Below are 20,410 nucleotides of genomic sequence, written 5' to 3'. Positions count from 1 at the left end.
AACTCATCACCCAGTGTAATAAGGAATTTTGACGAAATATCTGCACTATATTTTATGTTGATTTTCTCTAAAATCTGATTCAATTGGTTTTGGATCTTGTTTCTATTCTCAAGTTTCTTTGAGTTCTTTAGGTCACCTATAATGGCAACGTAGGGTGTTTTTCCCTGAAAGAGAATATCATAAGCTCACCTCCAATTGATACGTTTAAATATATAGCCTATATAAGGAATAATATGAAGATATGCACTCATTAGGCTATAAAAATAACTATATAGCCATTATTGTGAATAATCAATGATTTTTATGATTTAGAAATTAGAACTATCCGAAATGTTTATAAAACAGTAATAATAGACGATTTTTTATGAAACTCTCTGAAAAGCATTTAAACAAGCCACTACATAATCAATTGTGATAAAACAATTCCAAAAGTATAACAATTTGATGAAAGGCTTTTTTTCCTCATGGTTTTCTCATTGTATTTTCATACCTGTCTTTAAGCTACTTCTGATTTACCAAGAGAAATCAAGGAGATACAGGAATGAAAAAACACATCTTAACTGTTTTGTTATTGACAGTTAGCTTGTTCGCTGTTTGTGCACAGGGAACAAAAGAATCTACGGCGAGCAAAGCTTTGGCCCCTGCGTCAAAGAAAACAATCACAGTAGCAGTACAAAGCTTTCCCCAAACAAGTATTTCAGCCATGAGTGAAAACTCTAATGTAGCAATCAGGATTGACTACAGTATTGAAGAGACTTTGGTTAAGACCGATTATCGCGATGGTGGAAAATTCAAGCCAGGACTGGCAGAATCCTGGGAAGTCGTCGATCCCAGACATGTCATATTCCATTTGAGAAAAGGCGTGAAGTTCCATGATGGTACAGATTTCAAGGCAGACGACGTCGTGTATACGTTCGGGCCTGAACGCCTGATGAATAAGTCAGCCGCTGGTCTTGCTGTTGCCGGTCCCTTCTTAGGTGGTATTGAAAGCGTAAAAGCTCTTGATGACTACACCGTTGAAGTGACTTCCAAGATGGACGATGCTTTGTTGCTCACTCGCTTTGCATCGTATCCAAGCCAGATCGTCAGCAAGGATTCTGCAGAAAAGAAATCCTTTGAAGAGTTCAGCTTGATGCCTGTCGGAACGGGTCCCTACAAGATTACCAAATATGATGATTCGGTAGAAATCGTATTGGAGAAATTTGATGATTACTGGGATGCTTCCAATAAAGCAGCATCTGACAAGATAGTCTTCAAGTATGTCCCGGAGCTTTCCACAAGAATAGCAGGCCTGACCAGTGGTGAGTTCGACCTTATAACAGAAGTTCCTTCCGACCAGGCACAGGCTATTGAAAAAATGAAAGGCATCAAAGTGGTCGGAGGTCCCATCCAGAATATCTATGGTATGTTCTTCGATACCACCAACGACACCTTCATGCAATATCCCAAGTTCAGGCAAGCCTTGACAGTAGCCATTGACAGGAAGAAGCTGGTTGCTTCCTTGTTCAACAATCTGACAACCATTCCAAAGAATTGGCAGTCGGAGTCGTTTGGCGACATGTTTCTTGCCGATTATCCGGGCGTAGCATATGATCCAACTCTTGCCAAGCAACTGCTTAAAGAATGCGGTTACAATGGTGAACCTGTCGTGTATCGCAGCCTTCCTGGATACTATACCCTCGAGCAGACAGTCGCTGAGGCTGTGGTGCAGATGTGGAAGGAAGTAGGTATCAATGTTGATTTGCAGATAAAAGAGAACTGGACCCAGATCATGGCGGATGACAACGACAGAAATATCTATAACGGTTCCTTCTCTGCCTATTATCCTGATCCTGTCGGGCAATTCTGGAGAAGATTCAGCGACGTCAATGCAGCTGGCAAGGGCTTTGACGTACCAAAAGACTTTGTAGAGCTGGGACACGTTCTTGAACAAAATCCAGATTTACAGGTCAGAAGGGATACGTTCAAGAAAATGCTGGATATGTTTCAAACCAATCCCAATGGCATGTATTTATACAACTTGCCAATGATCTATGCAGAAAGCGAAAACATCGACTGGTCACCGCTTCCCATTGAAGGAATGGACTTCACTGTCAATTCCGTAAAGGGTTTATAAATTCATGACAGTCACTGATGCTCAAAACGTTGTTCACTCCCCAGGGAGTGAGCAACCTATTCTCTCCATACAGAATCTGGCTATCACCTTTGATACCATGAAAGGAAAGGTGAATGCCATAAGAAATGTAAGTCTGGATCTCTATCCTGGGGAAATTCTGGGAATAATAGGAGAGACCGGTTCAGGTAAAAGTGTAACCTGCAAGGCAATTACCAGAATATTGCCCAAGGAAACGATCATACAAGGAAAAATTCTCTTCAAGAACCAGGACCTTGTTACCCTGCCACTCAAAGAATTGCGAGCATATCGCGGAAAAGCAATTTCGATGATATTCCAGGATCCGATGAGCAATCTTGATCAAATCAGGACGATATTCGCTCACATGAGAGAAGTTACCGTAGGAGCTACCAAACAGGAAAAACGAAAGATAGATGGTGAGAAGCTGTCCTCCCTGCATATAAAACATGCCACGCAACGTATTGATGACTATCCTTTCCAATTTTCCGGGGGAATGGCCCAACGGGTCCAGATAGCCATGGCCTTACTGGGAAATCCGCAAATCCTGGTAGCAGATGAACCAACCACAGCCCTGGATGTTACTATCCAGGATACGATACTCAAGGAATTCAAGAATCTTTCGCAAACCAAAAAACTCTCGATTATTTTGGTTACGCATGATTTCGGGGTTGTCTCGGAGATTTGTGACAGGGTAGCGGTGATGTATCATGGAACCATTGTTGAATGTGGCAAGGTTTCTGATATCATAGCGCAACCGTTCCATCCCTATACCCATGCCTTGCTGCAATCAGTCCCTTCCCTGGAATCCTTTAAATATGTGCTTACGCCTATTCAGGGAGATTGTCTGGCCAGTGAAGTGGAAGTACAGGGATGTGATTTTGCTTCACGTTGCCCTTTTGCAGATGAGCGTTGTAGAACAGAAAAACCAGATACCAAACTATTCCAGAATCGTTATATCAATTGTTTTCATCCCATATTGACCAGTTTGAAGAGCCTTGAGAAGGTTATGAGAAAACAGGTGATGCAATCTACCTTCAAAATTCCAGCTATCGAAGTAAAAAACCTGGGTTGTATTTTCGATACAAAGAATGAACTCGGGGACATCGTGCATTTCCATGCAGTCAATACTGTGAGTTTTCAGTTGCATAAAGGGGAGATATTTGGAATCGTCGGTGAATCGGGTTCCGGAAAATCAACCATTGCAAAGGCAATCATGGGCATAACACCCCTTGATGAAGGCTCAGTCAGTTGTCTGGGAATCGAGAATGATGGGAGTGCAGTGGTCGATGAAAGAACACTCTACGAGGGTGCAATATGTTTTTCAGGACCCTCTGGGAGCTCTGGATCCACACCTTGCTATCATTGAACAAGTTGCTGAACCCTTGTTGATTCATAAACATATGAAAAGAAAGGAACGTCTGACCAAGGCAACGGACATATTGCACATTTGTGGCCTGGAAGAGAGTCATTATTACAGCAAGCCTGGAAAACTTTCAGGAGGCCAACGACAGAGGGCAGTCCTTGCCCGTGCTCTTATCAATGACCCTGAGATCCTTATTTGCGATGAGCCTGTTTCGGCCATGGATGTCTCTGTACAAGCCCAGATAATAAATCTGCTTGAACAGCTTGCAAGGGAAAGGGAATATGGCCATGGTCTTTATCAGCCATGACCTGAGGGTCGTAAATAATATTTGTGACCGTATAGCCGTAATGTTTGCAGGACGCTTTGTAGAGACTGGTGAGGTAGAGCAAATCTTTCAAAATCCCATTCATCCGTATACCAAAATGCTTCTTGGTTCCATTCTAAACTTGAAAGAGCGTCAGGAGTTTCGTACGGAACTGATGAAAGATGAGAACAAAACGGCTCTTGAGGGTTGTCCGTTTTGCAATCGTTGCAAGAAAGCGACAGAGCTTTGCCATTCTTCGATCCCAGTTTTGAAAGGAGGGGAAAATGGACACTTCGCATCCTGTTTTAATATTGACTGAAATAAGACGCTTTTTGCATTTGCATTCTTATTTCTTTACAAAGGTAATAAGGAGTCTCATAACCTGTTTGCTTATTTTCTTCTTGACGTTTATTTTTGTGCGAACCGGAGGAAATCCTGCTGAAAATTTTCTTGGAACGAACTCAACTCCCGAAGCTGTAGCGCTGTTCAATGCCAAATGGGAATTGGATAGACCTCTCTACCAGCAGTTCTTCTCATATATAGTTAATATCTTGCATGGCGACTTGGGCGAATCGATCATAAAACACCAACCGGTAACCCAGCTTATAAAGCATTTTCTTCCGGCTACATTGAGTCTTATGATTCCCTCTGCCCTTATTTCAATTCTCGTCGGGATCTTGATAGGTTATCTGGCAGCAAGACGGCATAGAAAGATGAGTGATCATTTGATTCTTCTTTTTTCGACGGTAGGGTATAGCATTCCCAATTTTTTCTTTGGAGTCCTGCTTATCTTCCTTTTCTCCATTCTCTGGGGAGTGCTTCCTCCAAGCGGGAATACTTCTTTCAAGCATTTCATCATGCCGATAATCACGATATCTACAGCTGATTTGGCTGTCTTTACGCGCTTTTCAAGGGCTGCTTTCATCGATATCTACGAAACATCCTATATCGAGAGTGCCAGGGCCCTAGGTATAAAAGAAAAACGCATCCTTTCTGTTCATGCCCTGCCCAATGCGGGAATTTCGTTATTGACCATCTCCGGGTTTTACATCGGATCGTTGGTTACCGGGGCTATTGTGACCGAGACTATATTTTCATGGCCTGGTTTGGGATCCCTTCTGGTGAACTCCGTAAAAGCCAGGGATTTTCCCTTGGTCCAGGGACTTATCCTATTCTTTGGTATTATCATCATTGCGATGAATTTGCTTACTGATATTCTTTATGGGATTGTTGACCCAAGAATACGAAAAGGGGCAATCAAATGAGGAATTTTTTTAGAAAATACTCTCCTGCCTTTATTGCTTCGGTAATAATCTTGGGATTCCTTCTCATCCTTTCCTGTATGCCTACTCCCTTGGACCCTGAGGCACAGAATTTGATGAATCGTTTCCAACCCCCTGACTGGAGGTTCATTCAGGGCGTACATCCGCTTGGCACCGATTTTCTGGGACGGGATATGCTGAGCCGGATGATGAGTGGCATACGTATCAGCTTCTTCATAGCCTTCCTGGGTACTGTAATCGGGGCGGTTCTGGGAACGATTCTTGGTTATGTATCGGCAAAGCGGAGCGGACTGGTCGATGAGACTATCATGATGATGGTAGATATCCAAGCCTCCCTTCCGTTTCTCATCATCGCGATTGCCTTTGTCTCTATGTTCAAGAATTCATTTATGGTCATAGTCATCCTGTTGGGATTTGCCGGTTGGGAGAAGTATGCAAGACTGACAAGAGGACTCTCCTTGTCAGCACTCAATCAGGGGTATGCCATTGCCTTGAAGACGATTGGCGCTTCTCCCAATAGGGTTTTTTTCAGGCATATCCTGCCCAATATCTCAAGTACCTTGATAGTCAATATGACATTGAATTTTCCGGGAACCATGATTGCCGAGAGTTCATTGAGTTTCCTGGGGCTTGGCATTCAACCTCCCTATATAAGTTTGGGACGTCTGCTCGGGGAAGGACGGGTCTATCTGCTGACTGCCTGGTGGATAGCAATCATTCCCGGGTTGGTCATCTTTATTTCTGCCCTGGCGATTACCTTGATAGGTGATTCCTTTCGTGATTTGCTTTTAGATTAGCATAGGAGTATTCAATGAAAATAGTTTTGTTTGGATTTGATGGTTTGCGTCCTGACTGCATTACTTCCGCCGTGATGCCGAATCTCAGAAAATTCCTTGATGATAATGTTCAATGCAAGAATTCCCGTTCGGTATTTCCTACGGAAACGTATGTCAATCATCCAAGTATTTTTTCAGGATTCCTGCCTGAAAGACATGGACTGGTGGCAAATGTCTTTTATGACAGTGGAGCTTCCCGGACAGAGCCTTTTGTCGGTTCGAAAGTAGAGAAGGTGGAGATGATCGATACCCTGACAAAGGGACGGTTGTATACGGTGCCTACCTTGACTGATACGCTTTCCCAAAATGGGTTGTCCTATATTTCGTTGAGCACGAATTCTCCGGGAAGTACCCGTCTCATTGCACATAATGCCAAGAAGAACAATGGGATCAATATATCTACCAGCGGTCTGCAGTATGCGATTCCCGAGGAATTTGCATCCAGGTGGGGGAGTTCCCCTCAATACGGTTCTTTTTCGCTTCCTGATATACAGGGAATACGAAAGCTCAATACCATGGTCGATGATCTTTTTACGACTATTGGAATGGCAGATGTGAATATCATTTGGTACGGTGAACCCGATAATGTATTCCATGCACATGGGATAGGTTCTCCCCAGGCACAGGAAGGACTCAGGGAGGTGGATACACTCTTTTTTCAGATAATGAAGCGTTGGTGTGCTGATGAAGAAGTACAGGTAATGGTTCTTTCTGACCATGGACATGTTACGGTAACGCACCATTTTGATATTGTTGCTGCCTTGGCTGCCAAAGGTTTCAAGGCATCCTCTAATATGGAATTCAATGATGGTGATGCCTTTACGGTGGTATATGGCTATAGCGGACTCCTGTACGTGGGGGATACGTCTCTCATTGCTCCCCTGAGCCAGGCCTTGATGGAAATGGATGAGATTGGTCTGGTCTTTACTGATGATCTTGACGGAGTCCAGGGAGTGATAGAGGGAACGTTCTCCAAGCGGTTGGTCGCAAGTGATCATCCTCGGTCAGGTGAGATTCGGTATGTATTGCAAAATAGCCTGGAAAAGAATGAATTTGGTTTTCCTGGTTGTTGCTATTGTCCGGATTTTATCAAGATAGGTGGCTCAATTCATGGTGGGTTGAATCCCTATGAGGTGAACTCAGTCCTTGGTTTTGGTGGCAGCGCCTTTAAAAAGCATACGGTAGTAGAGGAAACAACCTCTGTCATCGATGTTACGCCGACTATCTATGAGCTATTGGGGATCAAACCAAGAATGAAGGTCCAGGGCAAGGTAGTAACGGCAGCCCTCAAGAATGGAGAACCAAGAAAAGATGATGTACCACAATGCTTTGTAGCGTCAAACAAGAACGGCTACAGCCAAAGCATTACGATAGTCTATAAAGATTCCATTCCCTATATACTCCATGGAGAGAGGTTTTCCTGAAGATAGCAAAAATACTTAGAATGAGGCTGTTTTATAAAGATTTTAATTGAGTTATCATTTTGGGAGACCTTTGAATATTCTCAGGAAATAGTAAAGTTGCAGTCTTTGTTTCAGTCCGCGGTTATCCCTGATATTGCTCTTATTATTGGCTAAGATTTGAATAAATTAAATTTTAGCCAATATATCAGGAAACTGTTCTTGATTATTCAAAACCTTCCAAAGAATTTTGATATGGCAACTTGCGTTCAAGCGCAAGGGTAATGATTGCATGAGTCTCGTAGCCAAAACGGTAAAAAAAGGAAAAATTGCCGAAAAGGTTTTAAGGTAACGCTGATGACTCAACTAAATAGATGAGCATGAGGCGTGTGATTCTGTGATCTCAAAACTCGTAGAAAAGTATCCAGACAAGGTGCTGCAGAAGCCAATAATTCAAGGTATACTGCAATATGGAATAGATGATGGAATCATCATTGGTTATCTGGTAACGGAAGTACACAAAGGAAAATGCAAGAGGTATTAAAAAGAAAACTATTGATAGTCTTCGAAAATACTATGTGTGGTTCTCCTTTTCTGTAGGAGTGCAAAAATGCTTTTATTTAGAAACACTATTTAGAAACACTATTGAAAAACCATGTAAATTGTAATCCAATGTAATACATAAAAGGAAGGCGAGATAATGATAATCTCTTTAAGACTGAACAATGAGGATACTTTGTTCATCAAGAAATATGCAGAGCTGAAGGGTATAAGCGTTTCAGAGCTTGTTCGGCAGTCAGTTCTTGAACGTATAGAGGATGAATATGATCTTAAAGCCTACAATACGGCGATTGCTGATTATAGAGCAAATCCAGTTACCTATTCCATCGATGAAGTGGAAAGAGAACTGAGACTGAAATGACTTATAGAGTTGAGTTTACGAAAGAAGCTGTAAAGGAACTGAAAAAGCTGGATAAGCAAATATCCTTTTTTATACTGGCTTGGGTGCGATAAAACCTAGAGGGGAGCCTGAACCCAGGACAGCATGGAAAGGGACTTACGGCAAAGCGTAGCGGGCAATGGCGGTATCGTGTAGGAAATTATAGTCTTATAGCGGAAATACAAGAAGAGAGAGTGGTGATCATCATTCTGAACGTGGGTCACCGAAGAGAAATTTACGATTGATGAAAAGGACTCCTTTTTCAGGTGTCGAAGCGTTGGTGCAATAATGAAGAAGTACAGGTAAAAGCTCTTTTTTATGAATATACTGGGAATAATGAGGCTTTCAATATCTCACTAGTAACCTGTAATCACTAATGCTTCAATTCCTCTATCAAGCCAGTTCCCATGCTTTGGTGTGTAGTGGATTTCCAGTCGCGAAGCCTCTTGCAAGGAAATGGCTGGCTAGCCCATGGGTGTTGAGATTGTCGTTCACAAGACCATTTTCTTAGTATTCTGGCACTGCTCATCCAACAGCCATTTGATCTCCCGATTCCAGTCTTTCTTGATCTGGTGCTCTCTTACAGGGGATTCCCTCCAATAGGATATCGCTGAGAAAAGAATCATAATAAAATATTTTGAATTGTCATAGTCTTATAATTAGGTTTTATATCTTTGTTTGCAAGGGAAGGGGATAGCTTCCTGTTTTCCATTTGGTAAGAAGAACCTCACAAAGACTTTCTCCCAGTTTCTTGAATGGAGGACCTACTGCAAGTATTGGAGGAAGATACTGGGCATGGTAATAGGCCTCATCAGTATCAAAAACCAGTAAGTGGGAAGGAACTACTTTTTCTCTTGAGCAGAGTGAATCTATAACATAGGTTGCAGAATAATCACTGGAGAACAATCCAGTGCTATCATCAATGTCATTAAGGATTTCTGATATTTCGCTAATAGCTGTCATGGTGGACATTTCTATGTACCGAGCTTCAAGATTATTTTCTTTTACAGCATCTTGGAAACCAAGGAATCTTTTATTTTTCTTGGGGTAATAACCAAAGACATAAAATTTTGTACATCCTTGGCTAATGAGCATTTTCGCTGCATCATAGGCATGTTTGTAATTATCAGTTTGCCTAGCTGGAAGAGTAGGCAGAGTATCCAAGATAATATCAGAAACCATATCGACACCTTCTCGCATGGCATGATAAAAAGGAAGAGCAGAATTCACGAATGAAAGCATGATAAGACCATCTGCCTTAAGAGAGGTCAAGTACTCACCAAAACCAAGTGTGTCAGTCTGTGGATAGGTATTCAACATGAATTCAGTAACAACGCCAAGTCCAGTTGCAGCTTGTTCGACACCTTTGTAGAAAGATGAATAGAAGTGCAGGTCTTGCTTATTCGAGAGGACAATAATCTTTTTTCCGGAAAGAGAAGAAGGAGATTCATTCGTATTGGAAACAGTTATTCCTAGTTTTGGCTTAGCTTCAACAAGGCCTTCACGGGAAAGTTGAGAGACTCCTTTTTGAGCTGTTTGCAGACTTACCTTGAAATTCTTTGCAATTTCCCTTACTCCAAAATATTTGTCACCATTCTTGTAATGGGAGTTTATATCCCTGCAAAGAGCACGATAGAAATCATCATATACACGTTTTGGCATACATTCCTCACAGAATTGATTGTTCCACTAAAAACCAATCAAGTCAAATGGAATTATTAAATATGGGCAAAATAAAGGCACTTGCTTTATCTCTTGATTGCTTCGTATTTGAAAACAACAAAAATTATTCTTGGCAATTCCATGAATTTGAAGTGTAGAATTATACGTATTCTTTCATTCTCTTGTTTTACTGTTTCCTGTTCTATGATTTGGTTTTATCAGGTGGATAAGTATGAATGACCGTGATTGAGAGATACTCCTGGTCTCTTTGAGGTCGAAGGATTCCTGAGGATGACTGGACGTATAAGATTGTACATCATACTAATTTCAAGCAAACAGTTTTTATTTGTAAAGGGCTAGCAAAATCTATCTGTGCAGTAACAAGTACACTATGAAATATCATCTAATTCGATAGTAAAGGATAAGAAAATATCAGAAGTAAAAAAGGTGTTAAACAAATACTAATAAAGAAAATATAAATTTTGTTTTATTAAGATGAGATAGTTTTTTTGGTGTTTTTTCAACATATGAAACGGCAATGAAGACCAATTCAATTACGTATTTTCTTGTTATATGAAATATCTGCTAAGATACTTTCCTGGGGCTAATCAACATTTTTAATTATCGGTAGATAGTGGAAAACATAAGACTAGTGTTCTGAGCTGTGAAAAAATATTATTGCACGAGAGTTCATATTTCAATTGTATGGTTGGTGTTTCTAAATTAATTTTTCCTTGGTTTGTTGAAAAGGTATCGACAAGGAAAGCCAAAGAAAGAAAGCCGTGCCAATGGTAGAAAAAAATTCGATATAGTATATGATTATTATATAAATACAGGAATGATTTTCCTGTCGTTCCGTAAATATAATAAAATTTAAAATATTCTTAATGTTATGAAAAGAGTTATGAAATAGTAAAGTAAAAAGAATTCAATTCATAACATAAGCTTTACAGAATGAAAATGCCATTTAATACTGAACACATGATTGAAGTTGTTCTTAAGGAGGATCATAGATTATGAAAAAGACTCTTTGTATTATTCTTGTATTTGTAATGGCCATGTCGTTTGTCTGGGCAAACGGTACTTCAGAGAAAAAGGCGGACAAGAAGATCACATTGACTTGGTATCAATGGTTTGATGCTGAGACACATGAGAAAGAGCTAAAGCCAATTATTGCAGAATTCGAAAAAACTCATCCGAATGTACATATCGAATTGTCTGCAATATCCAGCGAAACCTATTGGGATCGCCTGGCTTTGGATATTGCCAGTGGGGTAGAGGGTGATATTGTCACTTTGGATACCGGAGCAGGTCTTGCTGGTTATTATTCTCAACGCAAAGGCGGTGCCTTCATTCCTCTTGAGAAATACATCAAGGGCAAGGTCCTTGATGATGGAACAAGACTGGAACAGGATGTTTATCTTATTGATTCAGTAAAAAAAGATGATCATGTAATTGCACTTCCCTACATTATGTTCAGTGCGCCAATGACTGCTTATCGCAAATCACAATTACAGGCAGCTGGAATATCAGCTGATCAGTTGGGCAATTGGGATTCCTATCTTGATGCTGCAAAGACGCTTACCCAGGATACTGATGGTGACGGAAAGATTGATATTTACGGCTGGGGACATCCAACTTTTGTTGAAACTCTTAGCAGATGGTGGCATATGCATTGGCTTTGGACTGCTGGTGGGGGAATATTCCCAAACGAAGAGGCTCCTTATACAGCAGATCGTTTGATCTTCAATGGTAAGGAAAACGTGCAGGCAGTCGAATTCATGAAGAAGATGCATGATGAAACAGCTCCTTCAGGGATTAAGACCGTAACCGATATCCATGCTATGTTTGCCAACGGTTCCGTTGCAACCTGTCAAATAGCTGTCTGGACTTTGGCAAATCTCAAGGCAATGATGGGTGATGACTATAATACTGACCTTGGAATGGCTAACTTCCCGAGCGATGGTGACAAGGCTCCTGTCCTTGTTTCCTGGGGTAATCCCCTTGCCATTTCATCCAAGTGTGAGCATCCTGATGAAGCATTTGAGTTTATCGCATTCCTCCATGGCAAATATGCCCAGAAGCTAGCCATGAGAAGAGCCGCACCGACTAACAAGCTTGTATATGATGACTATGCCAGAGATAATCCAAAACAAGCTGAGTTCATCCAGGCTTGCCAGAATTTTGAGATGCGCAATGTACCGGATATCATTCAATGGAATGAATTCGACCACATTGTCCAACAGTCGATCAGTGATGCTTTGCTTGGGACGAAGAGTGTCCAAGAGGCGCTTGATTGGGGACAAGAAGAGATGAAGAAGGCTCTACAGTAACTTCATCAATTGCGAAACGGGGTTAGGATACAATCCTGACCCCAGTTTTATTGTTTTTCAGGAGGCCTTTATGGCACGTGTTTCCATCAAGAATCGTGAGAGGATCATCGTTCTGCAGTTCATATTGCCAGCGTTAATCATTCTCTGCCTATTTGTATTTTATCCCATCATCAAGGCAATTGTGATGTCCTTCCAAACCTGGAATCTGATTTCAAGTTCTACGACGCACCCTTTCATTGGATTGGATAACTATAAAGCCGCGTTCCAACTCACTCATTTCTCTGCCATGATAAAAAATACTTTGCTCTACACTTTATTGAGTGTTGCAGGAAAGATGATCTTGGGACTCTTGATTGCTCTTTTACTCAATAGAAAATTTCATGGTCGCTCATTTGTCCGAGGATTGATTTTGATTCCTTGGGCTATGCCTACAGTTGTGGTTTGCAATACCTTCCTTATTTCTCTTGACCCAAATTATGGTATCCTTAGTGCCTTGATGACGAAACTTCCCTTTATCTCTGATACATTGCTGGTTTTTTCCGAAAAAAACAGTTCCTTCATTGCAGTACTTATCATCAGTATCTGGAAGAATTTTCCATTCATTTCATTGATGATTCTTGCAGCTCTCGGGGGTATTCCAAAGGATTATTACGATGCAGCATCCATTGACGGTGCAAATTTGTTTATCCAGTTTCGACATATTACCTGGCCTCAGATCAAGCCAATCTGGAATACGTTGCTTGTCCTTCAGATCCTTTGGACAGTAAAGGAATTTGAATTGATTTACCTGATAACCAAAGGTGGCCCTGATAATGCAACCAATGTAATAGGAATTGATATCTATCTGAATGCCTTCCGTTTCTACAAGGTTGGAATGGCCTGTGCAGAGGGTGTCATGCTGCTTGTATTCTGTATGATATTCGCAACCATTTATTTTAAAAGTATCAACAAGAAGGAACAATCCCTATGACTATAAAAAGAGTTGCCTCCCGTACAGGATTATATGTACTGGTGTCTTTGGTCAGTATCATTATTATCTTCCCCTTTATAATCATGATTTCTTATTCTTTGCGTTCAACCCAGGATATCTTTGCAATGGATTTTGGACTTATACCCAAGCATCCTACGCTTGCTGCCTATAAGAATGCGTTGACTAATTACAAGTTCAGTGGATATGGTTTTGGCCGTTGGTCCTTGAACAGTATCTGGGTTTGTGGAATTGCTACTTTTATTGCCATATTTTTCTCGGCAATGCTTGGTTATGCTATTTCCCGATTCAAGTTTACTGGCAAGAAAGTACTATGGTTTATGATATTCCTGACACAGACCATTCCTTGGATTATTATATTGGTTCCTTATTATATGACCGTTTCAAAGATAGGACTTTCAAATAATCTCTGGGTCCTGATGCTCACATATTGTGCAGTTTTTTTGCCCACAAGTGCGTGGCTATTTGTTGGATTCTTCAATAACATTCCTATGGAAGTAGAGGAAGCAGCAAAAATTGACGGATGTTCGCAATGGGGAATATTTTTTAGAATTATCATTCCTCTTTCTCTCTCTTCCATTTCAGCCATTGCCTTGGTTTCCTTTGTAACTGGCTGGGGGATTTCCTGTTCTCTTCGACCTTGATAAAGAAAGCTGCTTTCTGGACTTTGCCGCTGGGGTTGACAAGTTTTCGAGGGGAATTTTTTATTCAATGGGCAGAAATCATGGCAATGTCTACAATAGTCACTGTGCCAATAGTAGTTATGTTTATATTCCTGCAGCGTTATCTAGTTGATATGATGGCCGGTGGGGTCAAGCAATAATCAGAGGAGAAATAGTAATGTTCATGAGCAATTTGGCAAATATAGCAACAGTATGTGACCGTGTGAGCAGGTCAATAAACCCTGAAAATCCCCAAGGGGAAAAGGGGGCTGGGGGCAGTGCAACCAGTGAATTGGGAAAGAGTAGGAAAGGAAAGGCCTATTTGGATTTACAACCAGGAGTTGAGACAAACATTGCTGAAATGGAAGGTCCTGGAATCATCAACCATATATGGATTACAGTCCAGGACAGTTCTGCTGCAGGAGAGTTTGTATTGCGGGATTTGATATTCCGAATTTATTGGGATGATAGCGATACCCCGTCAGTTGAAACTCCCTTGGGCGATTTCTTCTGTTGTGGTTTTTCAACTAAATGCCAAGTAAATTCACTACCTATAGTTGTAGCTCCTTATGGCGGATTCAACTGTTATTTTCCAATGCCTTTCAGAAAAAAAGCAAGGATAACTATAGAAAATCAACATGGCGGACTCATTCATGCCTTCTTCTATACAGTCAATTATTGCCTTGTACCTGAAATTTCTGCCAATACAGGATACTTTCATGCGCTTTGGCGTCGGACTAAATTTGCAAAACTTGGAGAAGATTATCTTATCGTTGACGGCATCAAAGGCAAGGGGCAGTATGTAGGGACCTATCTGGCATGGACTGCCTTGGAACGGTATTGGTGGGGTGAAGGAGAGATCAAGTTCTATATTGACGGAGATAAGGAATACCCTACGATTTGCGGTACAGGTGTTGAAGATTATGTAGGAGGAGCATGGGGATTCTTCGAGAAGGATTCTCATGGGAATGTTTCTCGTGAGGAGACTACGTATAATACACCGTTCATGGGGTATCCTTATCATTCTTGTGAGAGTGGAACAAAGAAAATTTATGGATATGACGGAGTACCTGCACATGGCCTCTATCGGTGGCATGTTATGGATCCTATATATTTCTCGGAGGACCTTAAAGTGACAATCCAACAGATTGGTCATAATGGTGACCATTTGTTTGAACGGGCAGATGATGTTGCTTCCGTGGCATATTGGTATCAATTGCCTCCCTGTGCTGAATTTCCTCAATTTCCTTCAAGGGAAGAGAGAATTCCAAGATAAGCTTAGGTAAAAAAGTAAATAATTGTTTTTTAATAATTCTATTATCTTTAAATTACAAAATGCAGTATCCCTTGATTGAGATACTGTATTTTGATTTTCTTTATTGTCTTGGAAATTTTTTATGTGGAAAGTGATTCTAGGAAATATAAACGAAGAATGATAAAATTGGACAAAGCATCTGAATACTATACTAGAACGTATAGTACTTTTCCTTGGGAAGTGAAATGCACTTGAATGACATGTCCATAGCTTCGTAAAAAACAATCAAAGTATTGTTGGAAAATAACAAGAACTTTCCAGCTGAATTGCCTTGATGACAGAGCTTAATAGGAAAATGCCTCATAATGACATTGATGAGCTTTGACATTCAATTTCTCCAACTCCTTCAATACGATGTTCATTACATTTGGAGAAGAACAAATATAGTATGTTGCTTGGGCAGGTTCCTTGAGATAGGTTTTGAAAAATTCAAAGGGAAAAAGCAAATCCAAAAAGGGGAATGAGAATAAGAAAGGAAGTTTTTTAATGGTATGTTCCTAAGTTTTAAGATAGTGAGTATGCTCCGATGAATCAGAAAAGCTGAATGACAACGGCAGATGCCATAAGTCCTGCTCCAATCCCACCCAAAATGGAATGGGCAGAAGCTTCAAAGGCAGTGTTAACATCTTCTGCTTCGAATATCTGGGTTGCCAACATACACAGTCCTCCAAGAATACCCAAGACAATATCCTACCGATTTATGGGCTGTAGAAAAAAACTGATATCCTTCAGGTCCAGTTATATAGTCGTGTATACCTACAAGTATTGGGGTTCTTTCAGGTTGCACAGCATTTGTTTCTTGAGCTGCAGAGAGGGGAGTTGCAATACATAACACCATCAATAGTAAGCACAAAGCTTTGTTCATGCTGTATTTTTCTTATTGCCTTAGCTTGGCATGGAAATTATTCTAATCAAGAATTCTTTTTGGTTGCTCATAATAAACCAATGCGAGAAAATTGAACAGCGACATGTATATAGGATGTGTCGAGAATGATCTTACTCGTTTGCAATGAGGTAATGTAGGTACAGTCCTGTTTGAAAATTCTTTTTAGAAGCAAGCAAGGCCCTGGAATTTTTAATAAATACTAAAAATTTTTCAAAATAAATCATATAATGAAAATTTATGGACAGGGTGAAGGAACCGTGCTATTTTTATAGGCATGGACTGCTGTATAGGTTCTGTTCTTTACTATGTAGCAGATTGAAAACATACAAGGAGTTTTTATGAAGAAAGTAAGCTTGTTTTTTATCACTATGGCTATCATGTTCTCTTTCCTCGGTTGTACGACCTTATCAACAAACAACCAGCAGATGAACTATGCTGATCCCACTGATGCTGCATATCTGTCAGAATACTTTGGGATTGCAGAATTAACCGGGAACGTTGATGCAACGACTTTCGATGCAGCAATGTTGAAAGTCATCGGCAAGGATGTTGTAGATGAAAATGATTTCAATGTAATGAAAGTCATGATCGATGCAACCTCGCTCACTAAATTGGCAGCGACTTATACTGATGCAAAAGCATCGGCACGATTGAATAAGGAAGGAATCGTAGGTGTTGGCAAAGCTGATGCAAAATACCTTGCATGTGCCCTCGATGCCAATCTGATACTTCCTTCTGCTGCAAAAGAGCTTGTTGAGACAGGCATTGTCGACAGCGATATGGCTACCTATTTGTTGATGAATGTTGCACAGGCCAATGGTTCAGCACGAAATTATCTCGGAAATACAAGCGATGCAGATATCTTGCAGAAAATATCGGAAGTTTTTAATAGTTTCAGCCTCTATTCCGACGGTAATCTCGATGCTATCGGTGCCCGTGCGGTACAGGATAAAGCCTCTACAGGATACAATCTCAAGATTGATTCTAAAAATGCAAAGTTTATTCCTTCTTTGACTATTCAATATGGGCATAGCGATGAAACCCATCTTAAACAACTTGTTGTGCTCCTGAATAGTGAGGGTATAGACGCAAAAATTCAAATAGAACCTAAAGTATCCATCTATGAATACCTTCTTGACTGGGGTCCCATTCCTGAAGCAAGCCCATTCTATATGGTGGAGAAATTCAGCGATGACCTATATCTGGTACATGCCGTTGAATATGATGCAAAATTTGAATTTGCTACTCTTGAGGATCTGAAAAAATTTGACACTATAATCAATACCTATTCAAAGAAGAACGAGGGGAATCAAAAAGAGGGTAGTCAGGTAAAGCTCATTGAAGGTGCTTGGTGGCAGCCTTTGTATAGTGCAACGTTCAATCCCGATGAGACAGCCTATAAAAAAATAGTAGACTGTGTGCTGGATGAGAATGGCTATTCCATACACCCTTTCTCAGTCGTGGAAAACAGCGAGGCACTCAGCACGAAACTCGAAAATCTCAGTGGACTGCCTGTACATCAAATTCCTTTGTATGTGAATAACGCCTTCTATAGGTATATCACAGGAGAAGATTTCCAATAAAGAATGTATTCATGGCTGTCGTTGCAATATCTTGTTTAAAACGATGGCCATGGTGGAAATTAGGATAGAGAGCGACAGGCTACAAAAGACAATGAAAGAGGATGGTGGACAATGATTCCTTATGTCAGACAGAGCAAAATGTATGATTTTATCAAGATTAGAAATATTGTATATCTCGATGAATTGGTAGAATTTACCAAGGTTTCAATGCCCACTGTCCGCCGTGATTTGAAAATTCTCCAGGATGAAGGAAAGATAATCTTACTCAATGGAGGGGGAGTAAAAGTCAGTGAGGTCGTGGACCATTCCGTTGTTGGCCGCTTAGAGGTGAATTCTGAAGAGAAATATATAATTTGTGCCAAAGCTGCACAATATGTAGAAAATAATGACTTTATTTATCTGGGACCAGGAACAACCGAGAATTACCTCATCAGCTTTCTTGCCGGAAAAAATATCACTGTTGTTACCAATGGAGTCTTCCATGTGAATAAACTTATAGAATATAACATCAAGACAATCCTTATCGGCGGCCAGATGGATAATAATCTGGGAATAACCTATGGCCCCGAAGTCTATGATAAAATCAATAAGATGAATTTCACGGTCTGTTTCATTGGGGCAAGCGCAGTTTCAGAAAAAAGCGTTTCTTCTTTTGATAACTATACTGCCTTGATAAATGAAAAGGTCATGGAGCAAGCAAAGAAGCGGATACTGATGGTTGACTCTACAAAAATAAACAATGTTTCACCGTATGTATTTGGAAAAATTCAAGATTTTGATTATATCATTACGAGCGACAAGGCAGATCTCGATTTCGAGAATACCGATAATTTTGTCATAGCTGATAAATTTGATATCTGACAGCCTGTATAAATCATTAGGAAAAAAAATGAACACAATTTTACCTGTTACTTTGAATGACGATGCATCGAAACTCATTTTGTTGGACCAAACTGAACTACCGGCAATTGAAAAATTTTTAGAAATAGATACCAGGGAAGACCTCTATGAGGCAATAAAGAAACTACGTGTACGAGGAGCCCCTGCCATTGGAGTAGCCGCTGCCTATGGACTCCTCGTTTGTATGAAAAAAGAGACGTATGCTTCCATTGCAGAAATGCAGAAGGATTTTTCAGCTTTGAAAAGCTATTTGGCTAGTTCGCGTCCTACCGCAGTGAATTTATTCTGGGCTTTGAATCGCATGGAAGTTCGATTTGTCTCGGAGTGTGAAAAAAAAGCTTCTTCACCTGAATCGATATTAAAAGGATTGTTGGAGGAAAGCCTCTCTATATTCACAGAGGACCAGGCGATGTCCATGGCGATCGGGAAACACGGTCTTGCACTCTTCGAAAAACATATGGGAATCATGACCCATTGCAACGCAGGTGGTCTTGCAACCACAGGATACGGAACGGCCTTGGCTCCCATCTATCTCGGATATGAACTAGGGTATGACTTCAAGGTATATTCCAACGAATCACGACCACTGCTGCAAGGTTCACGGTTGACTGCCTACGAACTGAATAAAGCGGGAATCGACGTTACGATATTGTGCGACAGCATGGCTTCTTTGGTCATGAAACAAGGAAAAATCGATGCGGTTATCGTTGGAGCTGACAGGATTGCTGCAAATGGAGACACAGCCAACAAGATTGGAACCTCAGGCGTAGCCATATTGGCAAAAGAATATGGTATTCCTTTCTATGTGGCGGCACCTACCTCGACCTTTGATCTAAAGACAGCTATTGGTGATGATATTGAAATCGAGGTACGTGATGGCGAGGAAGTGATAAATGGATTCGGGAGAAGAACTGGTCCTGAAGGCGTGAAGGTGTATAATCCGGCATTCGATGTGACCGCGAGCAAATATATTACCGCTATCATTACCGAACGAGGAATCATTTTCCATCCTGACAGAGAGTCAGTGTCAAACCATCTGAAAAACAAATAATTCTGCAAAAATGAATTGAAGTCAAGAAATTAAAATTTTCGGAAATGCGGGGTATGTGCTGTCTGACTGACTATAGTTCCTTTGTCGCAATGAGGAGGAACTGCAGTTACTGAGGCAGTCGTTCGGTATGTCTAAAATGTCTTTTCCTGAATTTTTTTACCTAAAGACCAAAGATACAATAAATACCTGAAAAGATGTTTTCAAATATGACCTGGTTGCATACTATAGGGTATCGAAAAACTGTATTTTTCATGAGGTTCTATATGGAATGGCTGAATGTACATGGAATGCTTATCATGATACTGCTTATGGTTCCGAATATACTCTATGCTCTTGATAAAAAGCATTCTGCTGAAGGGAATTATCATAATAAGGCTGTCGAAGTCATAGAGCAGATAGGGAGAATTGGATCCATGTTGCTGATGATTGTCAATCTGCCTCTTTTTACCTATGGTTATTGGTTTAACCATGATGAGATTAGCTATAAAGTATCGACAGGAATTTTGACGCTGCTTTATTGGGTGGTTTGGTTTTTTTACTTCAAGAAGCCCAGTTTTGGCAAAGCAATGGCCTTGGCTCTTATTCCAACCTTCCTTTTCTTGCTTAGCGGTATTTTGCTAGCAAATATACCCTTGGTTTTAATGGCTTTGACCTTTTGTGTCGGTCATTGCATGATTACCTACCATAACAATATCCAGAAAGGTTTCTCTGTGGCCTTGAGACGTTAAAAAGCCTATTATTTTTGCGTTTGTATTCCTTGGTTTTAAGGA

General features: G+C 40.6%; 20 protein-coding genes. 17 read left to right on the top strand and 3 right to left on the bottom strand.

Annotated elements, in window-relative coordinates; genetic code table 11:
* The coding region (locus tag ACHZBG_RS10485) for a SatD family protein (RefSeq protein ID WP_394699384.1) at positions 1-140 on the bottom strand (140 nt) is incomplete at its 3' end.
* Positions 141-541: 401 nt separating this feature from the next.
* Here ACHZBG_RS10485 and ACHZBG_RS10480 point away from each other — a divergent pair.
* The 9 genes from ACHZBG_RS10480 to ACHZBG_RS10440 all read left to right on the top strand — a co-directional run bounded on the left by ACHZBG_RS10480 (position 542) and on the right by ACHZBG_RS10440 (position 8,505).
* Positions 542-2,116, top strand: a complete 1,575-nt coding sequence (locus ACHZBG_RS10480; RefSeq protein ID WP_320129401.1) for an ABC transporter substrate-binding protein — start codon at positions 542-544, stop codon at positions 2,114-2,116.
* Positions 2,117-2,120: 4 nt separating this feature from the next.
* On the top strand, positions 2,121-3,500 hold the full coding sequence (locus tag ACHZBG_RS10475) for an oligopeptide/dipeptide ABC transporter ATP-binding protein (protein WP_320129400.1): 1,380 nt from the start codon (positions 2,121-2,123) through the stop codon (positions 3,498-3,500).
* Positions 3,400-3,804 (top strand): ATP-binding cassette domain-containing protein, encoded by a 405-nt coding sequence (locus ACHZBG_RS10470; protein ID WP_320129399.1) that lies wholly within the window; start codon positions 3,400-3,402, stop codon positions 3,802-3,804. The genes ACHZBG_RS10475 and ACHZBG_RS10470 overlap by 101 nt, the downstream gene beginning before the upstream one ends.
* The gene (locus tag ACHZBG_RS10465) at positions 3,779-4,120 is read left to right on the top strand and encodes an oligopeptide/dipeptide ABC transporter ATP-binding protein (RefSeq protein ID WP_320129398.1); all 342 of its coding nucleotides are present in this window, start codon (positions 3,779-3,781) and stop codon (positions 4,118-4,120) included. The genes ACHZBG_RS10470 and ACHZBG_RS10465 overlap by 26 nt, the downstream gene beginning before the upstream one ends.
* Entirely contained in the window at positions 4,086-5,066 is a 981-nt protein-coding gene (locus tag ACHZBG_RS10460; protein ID WP_320129397.1) for an ABC transporter permease, read from the top strand. The genes ACHZBG_RS10465 and ACHZBG_RS10460 overlap by 35 nt, the downstream gene beginning before the upstream one ends.
* Positions 5,063-5,881 (top strand): ABC transporter permease, encoded by an 819-nt coding sequence (locus tag ACHZBG_RS10455; protein ID WP_320129396.1) that lies wholly within the window; start codon positions 5,063-5,065, stop codon positions 5,879-5,881. Before ACHZBG_RS10460 ends, ACHZBG_RS10455 begins: the two co-directional genes overlap by 4 nt.
* Before the next feature lie 14 nt (positions 5,882-5,895).
* On the top strand, positions 5,896-7,344 hold the full coding sequence (locus ACHZBG_RS10450; protein WP_320129395.1) for an alkaline phosphatase family protein: 1,449 nt from the start codon (positions 5,896-5,898) through the stop codon (positions 7,342-7,344).
* A 676-nt stretch (positions 7,345-8,020) separates the two neighbouring features.
* Positions 8,021-8,242, top strand: coding sequence for a type II toxin-antitoxin system RelB family antitoxin (gene relB, locus ACHZBG_RS10445; protein ID WP_320129394.1), 222 nt, complete (start codon positions 8,021-8,023; stop codon positions 8,240-8,242).
* Positions 8,243-8,349: 107 nt separating this feature from the next.
* Positions 8,350-8,505: a type II toxin-antitoxin system RelE/ParE family toxin gene (locus ACHZBG_RS10440; RefSeq protein ID WP_320129405.1), complete on the top strand. Its 156-nt coding sequence runs from the start codon at positions 8,350-8,352 to the stop codon at positions 8,503-8,505.
* A gap of 421 nt (positions 8,506-8,926) precedes the next feature.
* Here the strand turns inward: ACHZBG_RS10440 and ACHZBG_RS10435 are convergent, their stop codons facing one another.
* Positions 8,927-9,922, bottom strand: a complete 996-nt coding sequence (locus tag ACHZBG_RS10435; protein ID WP_320129393.1) for a GntR family transcriptional regulator — start codon at positions 9,920-9,922, stop codon at positions 8,927-8,929.
* A gap of 1,016 nt (positions 9,923-10,938) precedes the next feature.
* On the opposite strand from ACHZBG_RS10435, the gene ACHZBG_RS10430 reads away from it, so the two are divergent.
* The 4 genes from ACHZBG_RS10430 (at position 10,939) to ACHZBG_RS10415 (ending at position 15,181) form a co-directional block, all read left to right on the top strand.
* Positions 10,939-12,255: a sugar ABC transporter substrate-binding protein gene (locus tag ACHZBG_RS10430; protein WP_320129392.1), complete on the top strand. Its 1,317-nt coding sequence runs from the start codon at positions 10,939-10,941 to the stop codon at positions 12,253-12,255.
* Positions 12,256-12,325: 70 nt separating this feature from the next.
* A complete protein-coding gene (locus ACHZBG_RS10425) occupies positions 12,326-13,225 on the top strand; it encodes a sugar ABC transporter permease (protein ID WP_320129391.1) in 900 nt (299 codons plus the stop codon).
* The gene (locus tag ACHZBG_RS10420; RefSeq protein WP_320129390.1) at positions 13,222-13,887 is read left to right on the top strand and encodes a carbohydrate ABC transporter permease; all 666 of its coding nucleotides are present in this window, start codon (positions 13,222-13,224) and stop codon (positions 13,885-13,887) included. Before ACHZBG_RS10425 ends, ACHZBG_RS10420 begins: the two co-directional genes overlap by 4 nt.
* Before the next feature lie 196 nt (positions 13,888-14,083).
* On the top strand, positions 14,084-15,181 hold the full coding sequence (locus ACHZBG_RS10415; protein WP_320129389.1) for a glycoside hydrolase family 172 protein: 1,098 nt from the start codon (positions 14,084-14,086) through the stop codon (positions 15,179-15,181).
* A 570-nt stretch (positions 15,182-15,751) separates the two neighbouring features.
* Here the strand turns inward: ACHZBG_RS10415 and ACHZBG_RS10410 are convergent.
* On the bottom strand, positions 15,752-15,877 hold the full coding sequence (locus tag ACHZBG_RS10410; RefSeq protein ID WP_320129388.1) for a hypothetical protein: 126 nt from the start codon (positions 15,875-15,877) through the stop codon (positions 15,752-15,754).
* A gap of 567 nt (positions 15,878-16,444) precedes the next feature.
* Between ACHZBG_RS10410 and ACHZBG_RS10405 the strand changes: the two genes are divergently transcribed.
* From ACHZBG_RS10405 to ACHZBG_RS10390, 4 genes are all read left to right on the top strand, one after another.
* Entirely contained in the window at positions 16,445-17,689 is a 1,245-nt protein-coding gene (locus tag ACHZBG_RS10405) for a hypothetical protein (RefSeq protein WP_320129387.1), read from the top strand.
* Positions 17,690-17,800: 111 nt separating this feature from the next.
* Entirely contained in the window at positions 17,801-18,550 is a 750-nt protein-coding gene (locus tag ACHZBG_RS10400; RefSeq protein WP_320129386.1) for a DeoR/GlpR family DNA-binding transcription regulator, read from the top strand.
* A gap of 28 nt (positions 18,551-18,578) precedes the next feature.
* Positions 18,579-19,640 (top strand): S-methyl-5-thioribose-1-phosphate isomerase, encoded by a 1,062-nt coding sequence (gene mtnA / locus ACHZBG_RS10395; RefSeq protein ID WP_320129385.1) that lies wholly within the window; start codon positions 18,579-18,581, stop codon positions 19,638-19,640.
* Positions 19,641-19,891: 251 nt separating this feature from the next.
* Positions 19,892-20,368, top strand: a complete 477-nt coding sequence (locus ACHZBG_RS10390) for a hypothetical protein (protein WP_320129384.1) — start codon at positions 19,892-19,894, stop codon at positions 20,366-20,368.
* Positions 20,369-20,410 lie beyond the last annotated feature (42 nt).

This window comes from uncultured Sphaerochaeta sp. (assembly GCF_963676625.2).
Lineage (GTDB): Bacteria > Spirochaetota > Spirochaetia > Sphaerochaetales > Sphaerochaetaceae > Sphaerochaeta.
Note: the sequence above shows the minus strand (reverse complement) of the source record. Positions and strands in the feature narration are given on the sequence as shown.

What these genes read in the sequence shown, in the direction of transcription:
- ACHZBG_RS10480 (WP_320129401.1), top strand. Translation starts at nt 542, where the DNA reads ATGAAAAAACACATCTTAACTGTTTTGTTATTGACAGTTAGCTTGTTC.
- ACHZBG_RS10475 (WP_320129400.1), top strand. Translation starts at nt 2,121, where the DNA reads ATGACAGTCACTGATGCTCAAAACGTTGTTCACTCCCCAGGGAGTGAG.
- ACHZBG_RS10470 (WP_320129399.1), top strand. Translation starts at nt 3,400, where the DNA reads ATGATGGGAGTGCAGTGGTCGATGAAAGAACACTCTACGAGGGTGCAA.
- ACHZBG_RS10465 (WP_320129398.1), top strand. Translation starts at nt 3,779, where the DNA reads ATGGCCATGGTCTTTATCAGCCATGACCTGAGGGTCGTAAATAATATT.
- ACHZBG_RS10460 (WP_320129397.1), top strand. Translation starts at nt 4,086, where the DNA reads ATGGACACTTCGCATCCTGTTTTAATATTGACTGAAATAAGACGCTTT.
- ACHZBG_RS10455 (WP_320129396.1), top strand. Translation starts at nt 5,063, where the DNA reads ATGAGGAATTTTTTTAGAAAATACTCTCCTGCCTTTATTGCTTCGGTA.
- ACHZBG_RS10450 (WP_320129395.1), top strand. Translation starts at nt 5,896, where the DNA reads ATGAAAATAGTTTTGTTTGGATTTGATGGTTTGCGTCCTGACTGCATT.
- relB (WP_320129394.1), top strand. Translation starts at nt 8,021, where the DNA reads ATGATAATCTCTTTAAGACTGAACAATGAGGATACTTTGTTCATCAAG.
- ACHZBG_RS10435 (WP_320129393.1), bottom strand. Translation starts at nt 9,922, where the DNA reads ATGCCAAAACGTGTATATGATGATTTCTATCGTGCTCTTTGCAGGGAT.
- ACHZBG_RS10430 (WP_320129392.1), top strand. Translation starts at nt 10,939, where the DNA reads ATGAAAAAGACTCTTTGTATTATTCTTGTATTTGTAATGGCCATGTCG.
- ACHZBG_RS10425 (WP_320129391.1), top strand. Translation starts at nt 12,326, where the DNA reads ATGGCACGTGTTTCCATCAAGAATCGTGAGAGGATCATCGTTCTGCAG.
- ACHZBG_RS10420 (WP_320129390.1), top strand. Translation starts at nt 13,222, where the DNA reads ATGACTATAAAAAGAGTTGCCTCCCGTACAGGATTATATGTACTGGTG.
- ACHZBG_RS10415 (WP_320129389.1), top strand. Translation starts at nt 14,084, where the DNA reads ATGTTCATGAGCAATTTGGCAAATATAGCAACAGTATGTGACCGTGTG.
- ACHZBG_RS10410 (WP_320129388.1), bottom strand. Translation starts at nt 15,877, where the DNA reads ATGTTGGCAACCCAGATATTCGAAGCAGAAGATGTTAACACTGCCTTT.
- ACHZBG_RS10405 (WP_320129387.1), top strand. Translation starts at nt 16,445, where the DNA reads ATGAAGAAAGTAAGCTTGTTTTTTATCACTATGGCTATCATGTTCTCT.
- ACHZBG_RS10400 (WP_320129386.1), top strand. Translation starts at nt 17,801, where the DNA reads ATGATTCCTTATGTCAGACAGAGCAAAATGTATGATTTTATCAAGATT.
- mtnA (WP_320129385.1), top strand. Translation starts at nt 18,579, where the DNA reads ATGAACACAATTTTACCTGTTACTTTGAATGACGATGCATCGAAACTC.
- ACHZBG_RS10390 (WP_320129384.1), top strand. Translation starts at nt 19,892, where the DNA reads ATGAGGTTCTATATGGAATGGCTGAATGTACATGGAATGCTTATCATG.